General features: G+C 51.9%; 5 protein-coding genes. All 5 read right to left on the bottom strand.

Features of this window, described 5'->3' with window-relative positions; translation table 11 throughout:
* Window positions 1–89 precede the first annotated feature (89 nt).
* A complete protein-coding gene (gene fabF, locus EBC_RS12725) occupies window positions 90–1,379 on the bottom strand; it encodes a beta-ketoacyl-ACP synthase II (RefSeq protein ID WP_041692008.1) in 1,290 nt (429 codons plus the stop codon).
* Window positions 1,366–4,467, bottom strand: coding sequence for an efflux RND transporter permease subunit (locus tag EBC_RS12720; RefSeq protein WP_013202200.1), 3,102 nt, complete (start codon window positions 4,465–4,467; stop codon window positions 1,366–1,368). The genes fabF and EBC_RS12720 overlap by 14 nt, the downstream gene beginning before the upstream one ends.
* Window positions 4,464–5,570 carry an efflux RND transporter periplasmic adaptor subunit gene (locus EBC_RS12715; RefSeq protein ID WP_013202199.1) on the bottom strand — a complete coding sequence of 369 codons (1,107 nt, stop codon included), beginning with the start codon at window positions 5,568–5,570 and terminating at the stop codon, window positions 4,464–4,466. Before EBC_RS12715 ends, EBC_RS12720 begins: the two co-directional genes overlap by 4 nt.
* Before the next feature lie 66 nt (window positions 5,571–5,636).
* A complete protein-coding gene (locus EBC_RS12710; RefSeq protein WP_013202198.1) occupies window positions 5,637–6,257 on the bottom strand; it encodes a TetR/AcrR family transcriptional regulator in 621 nt (206 codons plus the stop codon).
* A 195-nt stretch (window positions 6,258–6,452) separates the two neighbouring features.
* Window positions 6,453–14,639, bottom strand: coding sequence for a two-partner secretion domain-containing protein (locus EBC_RS12705; protein ID WP_013202197.1), 8,187 nt, complete (start codon window positions 14,637–14,639; stop codon window positions 6,453–6,455).
* Window positions 14,640–14,652 lie beyond the last annotated feature (13 nt).

The raw sequence follows: 14,652 nt of genomic DNA, 5'->3' as shown, positions 1-14,652 counted from the left end.
AGACAACTTTCCCGGCAAGACGAGTGTGTTATTGCGATCGTCGCTAAACGATCGCAATAACTCGCGGTTAGTTCAGTGGATCAGAGTGATTAACTGACGTCTTCCCAGCGGCGAAAGAGAACGCTGGCATTGACGCCGCCGAAACCGAAGCCGTTTGATAATGCATAGGTGATGGCCGTTGGACAGGCTTTTAATGCCACAAAATTCAGTCCTTTTCCGGCCTCATCAGGATGATGCAAATTCAGCGTCGGTGGAATCACCTGGTCACGCAGTGCCAGCAGGGTAAAGATGGCTTCAATCCCGCCCGCTGCGCCCAGCAAATGGCCGGTCGCAGACTTTGTCGAGCTGATGGCCACATCAGATTCTGTGCCAAACACCGACTTAATGGCCGCCAGTTCGCCCCGATCACCCACCGGGGTTGAGGTGGCATGGGCATTGATATGCTGAATGTCGTCAGCCTTAACCCCCGCCTGACCTAACGCCAGTTCCATTGCCCGCCGGGCACCGCTGCCGTCTTCCGGTCCTGCCGTCAGATGCCAGGCATCGGCACTGGTGCCATACCCTACCAGTTCGGCAAGCGGGGTCGCGCCGCGCGCCAGCGCATGCTCAAGCGATTCGATCACCAAAAGTCCGGCGCCCTCTGCCATCACAAAACCATTGCGATCGCAGTCAAAGGGCCGTGATGCCTGTTCCGGTGCATCTGCAAATCCGGTTGAGAGCGCGCGCGCAGCGGCAAAACAACCCAATGTGACGCGATCGATGGCTGCCTCGGTGCCGCCGCAAAGGGCAATATCCGCTTCACCACATCGAATTAGCCGGGCCGCATCGCCAATCGCCTGAACGCCTGCAGCACAGGCGGTGATCGGTGCGCCGAGCGGTCCCCGGAAACCATAGCGGATCGAGACATGGCCAGCCGCCATATTGGCAAGGAATGAGGGCGCAGTGAACGGTGATAGCCTGCGCGGACCTCGGGTATCTGTCGTCCTCACCGCATCCGCGATGGCACCAAACCCGCCCACGCCGGAGGCGATAATGGTGGCGGTTCGTTGCTGCTGATGGTCATCCTCAGGATGCCAGCCGGCCTGCGTCAGCGCTTCTTCGGCCGCAACGAGGGCAAATTCGATGAAACGGTCCATTTTCTTGCGTTCTTTGGCGGCGATAAACCGATCCGGATCGTAGCCTGCCTCAGGGTCTTCTGACAGAGAAGGAACCTGGCCTGCGACGGTAACGCCGGTTCCTTCTCTGATTTCAGGCGACAGGCGGGTAATCCCCGAGCGCCCTTCCAGCAGCCTTTGCCAGACTTTCTCCGTGCCGCATCCCAGAGGGCTGACCAGGCCGCAGCCGCTCACGACGATGCGCATGTTGTTATGACTGTTCATGGGGGACTACCTCTTTATCGTCAGGCGTTGATTGCTGGGGGCGAATTTTGAACCAGATTGCGTACATCGCCGGCAAGAACACCAGCGTGATGATGGTGCCACCGAATGTCCCGCCAATCAGGGTATAAGCCAGGGTTCCCCAGAATACGGAGTGTGTCAGGGGAATAAAGGCCAGAATCGCGGCCATTGCCGTCAGTAATACCGGCCGGGCGCGCTGCACCGTCGCTTCCACCACTGCATCGAATGGCGCAAGTCCTTCGCGTTGGTTGTGATCGATCTGCCCTATCAGGATCAGCGTGTTACGCATCAAAATCCCCGACAGCGCGATGAGGCCGACCAGCGCATTGATACCAAACGGCTGGTTGAAGAGCAGCAGCGTGGGCACGACCCCCACCAACCCCAGTGGCGCGGTGAGGAAAACCATCACCATCGCCGACATCGAGCGAACCTGCAGGATAATAATCAACAGCGTCATGGCTATCATGATCGGGAACAGCGGCGCCATCGCTTTGGTGGCTTTGCCGGATTCTTCGATCGATCCCGCCTGTTCGATGCGGTATCCGGCCGGAAGCTGGGCGATGATCGGCTGCAAAGCGGTCATGATTGCCGTGGAGACATCCGGCGGCTGCAGGTGCTCGGCAATATCGCCGCGCACGGTAATCGTCGGGGTGCGATCGCGACGACGCAGAAGCGGATCTTCCATCCGCACGTCAACCGTCCCAATTTGAGATAGTGGAATGCGCTGGCCGGCTGAACCCACCAGGGTGAAACCGGCGATTTTTGCCGGATCGAGCCGGATATCGCCTGCCGCACGTGCCATGACCTGCACCGAACGAATATCTTCACGCACGGAGGTCAGCGGAACGCCTGACAGCAGGAACTGAAGCTGTTGCGCCACCGCATTGGAGGTCAGTCCCACCGCCTGCAGGCGATGCTGATCAAGTGTGAAATGCAGCGTCGGCACGCGTGGGCCCCAGTCAGTATTGACGGTCCTCATCATCGGGCTGGCCTGCATCACGGCTTCAACCTTGCCGGCGATGGTGCGCACGGTGTCGGGATCAGGTCCCATCACACGATAGGCGACCGGATACGGGGAATACGGACCAAACACCAGCTGCGTCACCCGCACGCGCGCTTCGGGCGCCAACCCCGCTGCTACGGCGTCACGAAGCCGAAACTTAAGCGTTTCACGCGCTTCCTGACTGTCGGTCAGCACCACAATCTTGGCAAATGACGGATCCGGTAGTTCTGGTGCCATGGCCAGATAAAAACGCGGCGGCCCCTGTCCGATGTAAGACGTGGTGATTTGTGCCTCTCTTTGCTTTCTAAGCCAGCTTTCGATTTTCGCGGTTGTGGCGCTGGTCTGCTCAATCGAGGTGCCATAAGGCATCTGCACTTCTACCAGCACTTCCGGGCGATCGGAGGTCGGGAAAAATTGTTTATTCACCACGCCCATGCCGACTATCGCCACAGCGAAGAGGGCAATGACGCTGCCGGCCACCATCCACTTGCGTGCAATGACGCGGGTCAGTAAGCGGCGAAAGCGGTTGTAATGGCGGGTGTTGTAAATGGCCGCATGTCCCCCTTCCACCTTTTTGATGTCCGGCAGCATTTTAACACCCAGATAGGGGGTAAATACCACCGCCACCACCCAGGAGGCGATCAGCGCAATCCCGACGATCCAGAACATATTGCTGGTGTATTCACCGGCGGTGGACTGGGCAAACCCGTTGGGCATAAAACCGACGGCGGTGACCAGCGTGCCCGCCAGCATTGGTGCAGCCGTGTGAGACCAGGCATAGGCGGAAGCTTTAATGCGGTCGTAGCCCTCCTCCATTTTCACCACCATCATTTCGATGGCGATAATGGCATCATCGACCAGCAGACCCAGCGCCAGAATCAGCGAACCCAGCGTAATCCGGTCGAAGTTTTTCCCGGATGCCTCCATCACCACAAAGACGATGGCCAGGGTCAGCGGCACCGCGGCAGCCACCACTACCCCCACGCGCCACCCCATACTGACAAAACACACCACCATCACCACAAGCAGCGCGACGAAAAACTTGATCATAAACTCGTCAACGGCGGAGCTGATGTTGACGGACTGATCGGTGACCTTGGTCAGACTCATTCCCAGCGGCATGCCGTGGTTGATTTTTGCCGTCTCCGCATCCAGCGCTTTACCCAGATCCAGGCCGTTCCAGCCATCCCGCATAACGATGCCCAGCAACAGCGCCGGCTCGCCCTGATTGCGGATCAGGAAGGTGGCAGGATCCTGATAACCACGCGCAACGGTTGCCACGTCAGAAAGTTGCAGGGTCCGGCCTCCGGCGACGATCGGCGTTTCACGGATTTTGTCCAGCTTGTCGAATGCGCCATCGAGACGGATAAAGACCTGCGGTCCCTGGGTATCAATCGACCCGGCAGGCGTGAGCAGATTCTGACTGTTGAGGGCGGAGAAAATATCTTCAGGGGCAATGCCCAGCGTGGCCAGTCGGTCATGGGAGAAGGAAACAAAGATACGTTCGGCCTGTTCGCCGATGATATTGACCTTTTTTACGCCCGGCACATGCAGAAGCTGCTGGCGCAGCGATTCGGCATCACGGGCCAGCAGCCGCTGCGGTTCGCCTTTTGCCTTTAAGGCAAAAAGCGCAAAGGTCACGTCGGAGAATTCATCATTGATCATCGGCCCGGTAACGCCAGCCGGCAGGTTACCGGCCTCATCACCCAGCTTCTTACGTGCCTGATAAAATTCTTCCTGCACCTGTGAAGGCGGCGTGCTGTCCTGCAGTGACAGCAGGGTAAAAGCCAGACCGGGGCGGGTGTAGGTTTCACTGCGGTCGTACCACTTCAGTTCCTGCAACCGCTTTTCAAGCGGTTCGGCCACCTGGTCCTGCATTTCCTGTGCGGTGGCACCTGGCCAGGCCGTAATAATCGTCATTTGCTTGACGGTGAAAGGCGGATCCTCAGCGCGCCCCAGTTCAAAGAACGACAGAATGCCGGCCACGGTAATCAATATAATCAGAAACAGTGTGATTGAGCGCTCGCGAACGGCCAGCGCTGAAAGATTGAATCGCCCTTCCCTCATGGCCGGCTCCCGGCAATGCTGCCCTCGTTCTGTGCAATGCGCACGGCTTCACCCTCATGCAACAGATGAGCGCCCAGCGCGACCACCTGCTCACCCGGCTTAAGCGAACCGGTCACGCTTGCCGCATCGTCACCCAATACCACGACTGAAACCGGCCGCCATGACACTTTTGCCGGCGAGCCCGAAATCGTCCAGACTCCCGGCCCTTTTCCCGGATCATAGAGTGCGGCCAAAGGAACCTGCATCATCTGCTGCGGTAACGGATTGTCGCTGATATGCAGCGTGACGGTGGATCCCAGCGGGGCTGCCGCCAGCGTCCCCTCAAGCACATATCGCGCTTCGAAGGTACGGGTGACCGGATCGGCCGCATCGGAAAGGAGCCGCAGTTTCGCAGGAACGGCCTGTTGGCCGGCACCGTACAACGTTGCTGCGGCCTCGCTGCCGGGAGCCGGTCGTAGCGTCTCGGGCAGTTGCACCACCGCCTCCCGCTGCCCTGCTCTGGCCAGACGGACAACCGGCTGCCCGGCGCTGACAACCTGACCGGGTTCAGCCAACGTTTCCATCACCACGCCGTCAGCATCGGCCAGCAGTACGGCATAGCCGGTGGCGTTTTGTGCCACATTCGCCTGTGCCTGAGCCGCACTGAGTTCAGCTTTGGCCGACTCTGCCGCCGCTTTGATGCCATCGTAGGCCGAGGCTGACACAGCGCCCGTTTTGACCAGGCCACGATAGCGCCCCTCGTCATCAGTCGCTTGTTTTGCCCGCGCCCGTGCGGCAGCAACGGTCTGTTGCTGAGCCTGTGCCTGCAGGCGTAAGTCAACCGGATCAAGACGCATTAATGGCTGACCGCGCTTAACGTTCTGGCCGGTATCGACCAGGCGTTCGAGGATCTTCCCTTCAACGCGAAAGCCGAGGTCGCTTTGCACACGGGCAACCACAACGCCGGTGAAGGCGCGTGAGGCATCGACCGCACTGACCACGGTTGCCGTTCTTATCAGAGGGGGCTGAGTCCGGGGATCGTCAGCAACGGAAGCGTCACCGCAGGCCACCAGGGCAAGCGGTAACAGGTAAACAGCAAAACGGGCAGGATGTAGCCTGAGCATCGGTTCCCTTACACTTTAACAGGAGAGTAACCGTATTCTCAGACTAGTGACCAATATTGTCAATAGTCACCAGTCGGGTGACAGACTTCTCAGTATCAACGAAGACAGGAGTGTTGCCGCAGCCGGCGCGGTTTCCAAATTGAATTGCAGTTGTACTGGACTGATGTAAGGCAGCATGACCAGATATATTGCCTGGGTTGCCTCATCCAGCGGCGTTTTACCTTCAAACTCCCCGGCCTGACGCCCTTCGACAATGATCTGTTCGATCAGCTGGCGTACCCGACCTTTATACGCTTCTGCGGAAGGCCAGCTATCACGCGACGCGACGGCAGCAATGTCATAAAGCTTGCGGTCGTGAAAGAATAGATCGCTGCCTGCTTCGGTTATGCTACTGAATAAACGCCGTATTTTTTCAGAAGCAGACGGTGCATCGGCAATGGCGGCATTGACGATCACCATAATCATCGCCAGTCGGTTGCTGCAAATCACCTCGCCGATGGCCTGCTTGGAATCGAAAAATTTGTAGATGTAAGACTTAGAAAAACCAATGGCTTTCGCCAGTTCCGACACGGTGGTTTTCTCATAGCCGTAATGTCCAAAATGCTCGGTGGCAGCTTCGACAACCTGATCGCGGACACTGTGATCCGACGGCCCCCGCGGGGGAAGTTCATTTATTTGTTTCGTCATTTTGCCAGCTTAGCGTAATGCGTTCTGATTGACAACGCGTGACCGTATCGTAATTAAGTCACTTGCTGATGTCAGGTTTAGGGTGGATTTCTGGCCCGTTGTTGTCGTAGTCAACGTCGCAAAAATCGTGCCGCGCCCGATTAGCAATATCGGGCGCGACGGGACGCTAGCGAGGGAGTTATCTACTCCATCACCTTAATCTTCATTGCGTTTTTCATACTCTTTTTTCCATTTCTCCATGATGGAATCCAGTTTTGGGCCATTTTTAATGGTACCGACATTGCTGCCGCCCTTCAGGTTGCCCTGCGGACTCAATGCCCAGACTTTACGCTTAGGTTTTGACTGTTCGATCGCATCGCCCAATGAGGGATCCGTTGCGGATGAAAGGCCAGTATCCGGGACAGTTGTCGGAGATTCATGGGCCGTATCGGTATTTGATGGCGTTTTTTCAGTTGAGTTTCCTGTTGAAGGATCCTTCGCTGAGGAATGGCCAACATCCGGTACCTTTATTGGCGTCTCATGTACCTGGTCAGGCTTCGTTGTAGATTTATCCGTGCTGTTACCTGGCGATTTCTCTGTCGAATGGCCCGTAGAAGGATCCTTCGCCGAGGCATGTCCGGTATCTGGGACATTTGACGGCGAGTCGTGTACAGGATGTGAAGATGAGGAGTTGCTACCAGACTGACTGCCAGTATCCGGCGTTGCAGACGCGGTATTATTGCCGTTCTCAGTCTTGGACTTAGTTTTGCCCTTAACTTTTGCGTTTCCACCAATGGTAAACGAAATATCGCTCCCTGCCGTGTAACTGTCTTTAGTCACTTCGCTCATATTACTGCTGTCTTGATTCACCTCTCCGTTAACGTTACCGCCAGCGTTAATATTGCCTACGGAGATCGTCGCTTTTTGATCTTCCTTATAATGAATTTCATCCACCGTTGTGACATATCCACTGCCCATCACATTGCCCTTTTTATCGAGTCCACCACTCCCGCCGGCATATAATCCGTCCTGCTCAATCGAATCGACCAGCGTGGTGGCATTAATGTCGCCTTCAACGTTCAAACTGCTGCCTGCTGAGTCAGAGAGAATATGGCCACCGGTCAGGTTGAGGTCCTTGCCTACTTTGATTTTCAACTCTCCCGTGCTGGTGATGCCACTTTGCTCACCAACAAGGGCTGAATCGTGATATTCACTTCCCTGGCCATATCCCGCATTTCCGGTTGGAATAATTCCCGAGGTTGAAAGTGCCGCGCCGACAGAGGCACTTGCCTGGCTGCTTGATGCCGTGGTGTTAACCGTATCCTGGGCACTGGTAATGTTAAGATCGCCACCAACATTGAGATCAGCCTTATCGGCAATGATATTCGCCCCTTCAAGGGTCATATTCCCGCCGGTGGTAATGTTGACGTTGCCGGCATTCATCTGGGAATTCGTGTGTGTAGTAGATGATGCTGAGGACTTCTCGTCATATTGAGCATAATCAAGACTGGCACCGACACCTGCGCCGGTCGCCCCCGCTGAAGCACCGACACTGAGACCGCCGCTTTTGGTGCTGGAATAGGTATCGGACTGCGAATAGGTTTTCGCAGATTCCATGGTAAAATCGCCTCCCGCCTCAACGGTGACATTTTCTGCATTAATATCCACACCACTCAGCACGGTGTTATTATTAGATTTAAGATTCAAACTGCCCACATTAATGTTGTTAATGTTTTCCTGCGCGTTATAGGTTTTTTCTCCAGAGGTCGTAGTCTGATAGCCAAAACTGACCGATCCTCCCGCCAGGTCATTAAATATCAGGTTTGTCGCGTCACCAACGGCAGAAGCCGTCGTTTCACCGATATTGACATCGTTCCCCTCTTGAGCTAATGCAGCATATTTGTTGGTAACATCCGCAACGACACTATGCCCTTCAGCGTTAATGCCGGTGAAAGTCTGTTTTGTTTCAGTGGTAGTCTTGGATTCATCCAGATATTTGGTTGACGCAATATTATTTGCCTCAACATTCATTTCCTCCATGGCGAAATCACCGCCGCCGATATCGACAGTTTCTTCGGCAGAAAACGTACCGGAATTTGAAAAATCGAATTGCGCATTGGCGTTTTTCACCGAAGACTTTTCTGTGGTTGTGGTGGTGCTTTGCATACCCGCTTTGAAACCGGCGGTCGGTGTCACTCCTGCTGCGCCATTACTTTTGCCACGACCGGTGGTCTCGCCACCATACTGGTTCACGCTATCATATCCATTGGACGTACCCGTTTCTAAACCATCCACGCTTGAAGCCTCCATATCAGCGGAAGATCCGCCGCCTGAAGCGCTTGCACCAAACACGAACTCATTTTTAGTGGTGGTTTCTTTTTCCCAAGTAACATCTTGCGCAGTGGAGATATTGACATCATTTCCTGCAACAAAACTGCCATTCTCGGCGGAGAACGACGCCCCCTCGATATTGATATCATTGGCTGATTTCACCTTCAGATTCCCCCCGGACGTAACGCTGCTGGTGACGGCCGTGGCGGTAATACTCTGCTTATCGACGGAGGTATCGGAGAACAAACCGTCATTGCTGTAATCGATGCTGCGTTCAGAGACAATCTCGCTAAGTGCATTGAACTCAACGTCGCCCGTCGTCGCGGTGATTTCCGCATCGCCACCGGCGACCGCATCGGTCGCGTTGAAAATGACGTTTTCGCCGGTGACTTTCAGATTACCGCCTGCCTGAATACTGTCATCAATAGTGTGAAGCTTTTTATTCCCATCATATTTGGTGCCAATACTGGCGGTAAAGGTCGTATCGCCCTTTTCAGCCGTGATACTCATATCCTCACCACTGCGCAGGTAGGAACCGCTAACGTTGATGTCCCCTTCCTCAGAGGTAATAGCCAGGTTACCACCCGCTGCAATGCCGCCTGCCACATCACTAGAGGCAATGGAAATATCGCCTTCAGAGGATAGATTTGCATCCTTTCCTGCGGAAATAAGCCCGTTAACGCTGGTTATTGAGCTGGCATCGATATTGATGTCCTGGTTTGCATGCACCACGGAACTTGGAACGCCTTCGTTGAGCTGCTTCTGCGTGGTTTTAGATAAATAGATGGTCGGTACCAGTACCATATAGTCGTCAACCTGCTGCTCGACATACCAAATAATATCTTCATCAATATTCTTACGCTGATCTTCAGTCAACGCCACACCAACTTCTAATCCCATAGCGTCGGCAACCAGTGCAGCATTATCCATCAGATGTTTAACCAGTTCAGTCCCGGCAAGGCTGTTGCGGTAACTGAAGAATGAACCCAATGTCGTTTCAATCTGGCGATTGATCAATTCGGTGAGATAGTAACTATCACCGACCACGGTTACCGGCTTATCGGAGGTATAGTTAATCTGTTTGAAGAAGTAATCAGAGCCGTAAAGCGAACTCTTATCAATCATCGTCAGGGTTGTCTCATACAAAGGGATGATCGTCAGGGTGTGGTCTCCCACGGCAGTGGTGGCATCCACTGTCCCGGTGACACTGCCCGTGGAAATATATTTTTTAAACGCGGTCGAATGCGTAAACATGCCCGGAATACGGTTAAGCTCGCCAACCGTCGGTAAGGTACTGATACCCATGAAAATCTCAGCCAACACCTTCTGATTCACGAGGATTTGAGCATTGGATTCAAGTGCTTGAACTGTTTTATCACCCACCTCAACATCTACAACGGTATTGGTTTTGACGATATCGTCACTTATGCCATTATTGAATGAACCGCCGGTATGGGTGAAGTTCCTGCCCGCTGTAATCGCGCCCTGATCCATCGGTAAGAAATACACCATCTGCTGTTTGATCAGTTGGTCCTGTGAAGAGATGGCAGAAGACCACAAGGTTTGCATCTCATCCCAGGATTTATTCCTCCAGGTTTCGCCAAACAGGCGGGTCATGACTTCTTCAAACGGGTTGCTTGATTTAGAGACATTGATAAGGCTGGAGTGAAAACCCTTTGAAACATCCAGCGTTGAAGGTGATTTACCTTCTCCGAAAACATAGTCCAGCATGGCGTACAATGTAGAGAATTGCACTTTCTGGTGTTTAGTCGAAATCGCTTTGTAATAGTCATGTTGTAATATAACGTTGAACGGCGTGTTCATATATTCAAATAGCGACATGGACGCATATTCTGGTTCATTATAAAGATCGCCGTTAATAAAAACATCCTGCGAGGCTGCAAGTAAACCGCCGGTATTGGTCACTTTTGGATTACTGAAAACCCCGCGACTGTTTATTTTCAAATCTCTCCCGGACTTGATTGCCGCTTTCTGGTCGATGTAGATATCTGATTGCCAGGTGGGTAACGTCATAAAGACATAGTCTTCGTTGACATAAATCTTTGAGGTTTTGTATTGATGCATACCAGAAAGTTCATTACTTTGCCCTAACGACCACTTAACCTCATTATAGGAGCTTCTATTTATCAACTCGTTAGCATCAATTAACAAATCGCCACCAGATTGAATGTGACCAGCATAATTGAACAGGTTCAGGGCTATCAATGACATCGATTTATTGCTGTAAATATTGCCTTCGGAGTGATTTGTAAAATCGCCAGCGCCGACATTAACTGCGAGATCGCCAAGAGACCAAAGCAGCGTGTTGCTCTCATTAATAAAGTTTTTTGCTGTGATAATCAGATTCTTTGCGGTTACTAACGAACCGCCACTGTAATTGATAAAGTCTTTTTTAGCATGAAGAATGAAGCTGGCATAATTCTCTTCATTTTTATCATTGGTGATATTTCCCGCAGAGTTTATAGTGATATTGTCATTTGCGAGGATGCTTCTGTTGCCGAAAGCGAAGTCATCTTTAATATCTATAATGATGTCTTTCGACGAAGAAATTCGCCCATCACTATGGTCCAATCTGTTAACAATAAAATGATTGAGGGTTTTGGCATAGAGTGAACCATCATCTTTGTTCTCTAACAAATCTGCGGTAATCGCGATCTTATCAGCAGTCATGGTCCCCGCTGAGTTCGTCACCGTGCCTTTGTCCACGTGAACATTAAGGGCATTGGCGGCTGAAATCACCGCATTATCGTTAATTAACCGACCGGTGGTTACATCAATACTGCCATTTTCACTGAACAGATACGCTTCATCACTGTTAATAATTTTGTCGGCAGTTACCGTTAAGTCATCCATAGCATAGAAAATAGACGTCTCATCTATCTGGTCTACCAGCTTGCCTTCATCATTGTAAACATCCTCATAATAACTTCCGGTGTTCTCTATGCTTTTCGCACTGACGGTGACTGTACCATTCTGGCTGATCACGCTGGCAGCAGCGCTATTGAGGAGGGTGCCAATTTTATCTAATACCAGTCCCATATCACCACTGATGATCGCGCGTTTGCTGTTAGCAATATTTGCCACATCAACAATGTTAAGCAGGCCAAAGCTATTAATAACGGCTGTGTCACCGGCATTGATCAGGTTAGTGATGTTTTTTATCACCATGCCTGCATCGGCAATTATTTGTGCTTCACTACCCGATTTGCTGTCACTTGAATTGATTAAATCAATGAGGTCCTGAAGAGTGATATTTTTAGCGGAATAGAGTAAGCCACTGTTGGTTAATTTGTTGACCTGTTTAAATTCAAGATCCGACTCAGCGGCGATAGAATATGTATTATCGAGGGTATTGATGTTATCAATCTTAACATTTCCAGAGGTAATTTCACCGCTGTTGATTAACTCACCGCTGTTCGAAATCGTTACGCTGCTGCCACTGGAAACCGTTCCGGAGTTATTAATCGTATTAATGGAGTCAGTAGATATGGTATCTTCTGCGGAAATTTTTGACGTGTTATCCAGGCTTTTAATGTTATTTAACGCCAGCTTGTCATTTGCAAAAATCAATCCTGCATTAGTGATGTTGCTCACATCTGAAATGACAACGTCCCTGCCCTGAATCTTGGCTTCATCGAGACTGTTTTTGATCGACTCAACATTTTTGATTATCAGATTAGCGGTACTGCCGATAACGCTTGAGCTGTTGATCAGGTTTGCAACGTTTTCAATAATCAACGCAGCGGCACTGATTTCAGCGCCATTAGAATTGCTGATATTTAACGTTTTCTCGTTGGCATTCCCGATAATATTCAGCGTGCCGCCTGCCATGATGTTGGAAGCATCATTTTCCAGCGCTGAGCTAAGGTTGAGGTTGAGATCGTTGCTTGCAGCAATAGTAGCACCCTCCTTGTTTGTCAGGCTGGCAGCACTAACCGTCATGCCACCCTTTGATTGCACCGTTCCGCTATTATCCAGAGTGCCCGTTGTGAGGGTGAGCGTGTTCTCAGCCTGCAACGTACTGCTGTTCATGACGGACTTTGACACGATCAAGAGCGTATCGGTCGCGATTAACTGCCCGTCATTACTCAGTTTCTCATTGCCGGTTAAGGTGATATATGCGGCCTGAATCAGCCCACCGTTCGATAGCGCCTGCAGGCGACTCATGCTTAAGCGGTCGGCGATCAAAATCTGCGCCTGGTCGGTATTATCCAGCGTACTGCTGCCATTGAGAGTGAGGTTGTTTGCCTGTATCTGGGCGGCGCCCTCATTTTTCACCGCAACGACCGTGTTATCGAGGGTATTCACCACAATGTCATTGTCGCTGATGATTTCACCGGCCCCCTTGTTGGAAAGTGATTTTTTAAGGTTGAAATTGATGGTGTCGGCGGCGTGAATCTTGCCCTGGTTAATACTGTCTGTAGCGGTGATATCAATAGCAGTATCACTCGCGATCAAACCAGAATTGTTCACTGAGTTAGCGCTGGTCAGTGACACCCGCTTTTTACCCTTAATCGCGCCCGCGTTAGTCAAATCGTTGACATTGATACTGACCGCAGCCGAACTGTACGCCAGTCCGTTGTTTAACAGCGAGTTGGAGACCAGCACCAGATTGCCGGTTGACTGGATAATGCCGTTACTGGAAATGACATCCTGTACGTTGAAGGTCAGCTTCCCGACGTCTGCACTCAGGCTTCCCCCCTGATTGCTTACGCCTTTGGCATTGATGTTGACGTTGCCGTTTTTGGCGTTCAGGGCGACATCGGAGACAATCGTAGAATAAGCGACCTTATTACCCTTTACCGTGACGACATAACTGCCATCCTGCAGGGTAATAACCGCATTGCTGATAATGTTATTATTGCTGTCCAGTACCTGGATTTGGCCAGTGAGCGTGTAATCGCCGTTCAGATTAATATCAATGGAAGTGATATCGGTACGCAGGCCTTTAGACTGAATTTTCGCTGCCTTTTGCAAAAGTGAATCAGCGACGATTCTGATTATCCCGCTATTTGACACCATATCCGCACCGACATTGAGCTTATTCAGTGCGGATATAAAGATGTCTCTTTCTGCATTGAAACCGCCAATGCTGCCCGAAGACGTGGTGGAGATATTTTCACCTGTCACGGTAATATCTCGCTCAGATTTCAGTGCGGCCAGAGAAATATCGCCCGAGGCTGAGATTTCAATATCGCTGGCACTGATGATACTGCCGTCATGTTTCACCCCCGCACCGCTCTCGGTACTGATCAGCTGTATCCTGCTGCCGTACATGGAGCCCACGCTTGAACCCGAGATGGCGATAGCTGGCGTGTTTTCGCCCTTCGCTGCGCGAACAGCATGCTCACGGCTCGACGGGTCATAGTCGTTATTACCGGTCAACACCTTTATTGCCGCCGGGCCGGATATACTGCCCTGCAGGGTGGCGCTTCGGCTGACAATATCGAAGTAGTCCAGCCCCTCGGTTGAGACGCCAGCCGAATCAATCAGCACGTTGCCCTTATCAACAGAAAGGAGGTAATGGCCATCATCTTGCTGCTGTGCTTTACCCGTCGACAAGGTGAGAGATTGGCTGTTGATGGTCGATATGCCATTCACCACAATGCCATTTTCATTAGCGATGATTAAATCCGCTTTGCTGCCTAAAACCTCCAACGTGCCCTGGAGATGGGACGATTTCGAGCCGGTGACTTCGGTAATAATGGCAGAGGACTCTTTACTCAGGTTACTGTTCTTAAGCGCATAGCCTCCAATCTGACTCACCCCATCGGTCATGCTGTTATTGAACACCACACCGGGGTTACTGGCATTGAACTCAGTGAATTTGTTATGTGAAATCCCCTTGTTGTTAGGATCAGCGATGTCGATCAAGGGTATACCGTTGGCGGTTGCATTAATACCGGGACCATTAATTTGCGTTGGATCAACGACAATGTTACCCGCGTAACTCTGAGATAAAGGGAGAAGCCCCATTAAGCTGATAAATACCGGGCTTAATTTGAATTTTCTGGCCGTTCTGTAGGACTTTTTTTTGGCATTGCTTTTCATGATGTACACGCTC

The organism is Erwinia billingiae Eb661, assembly GCF_000196615.1.
Classification (GTDB): Bacteria; Pseudomonadota; Gammaproteobacteria; order Enterobacterales; family Enterobacteriaceae; genus Erwinia; species Erwinia billingiae.
This window is presented reverse-complemented; position numbering and strand designations above follow the sequence as displayed.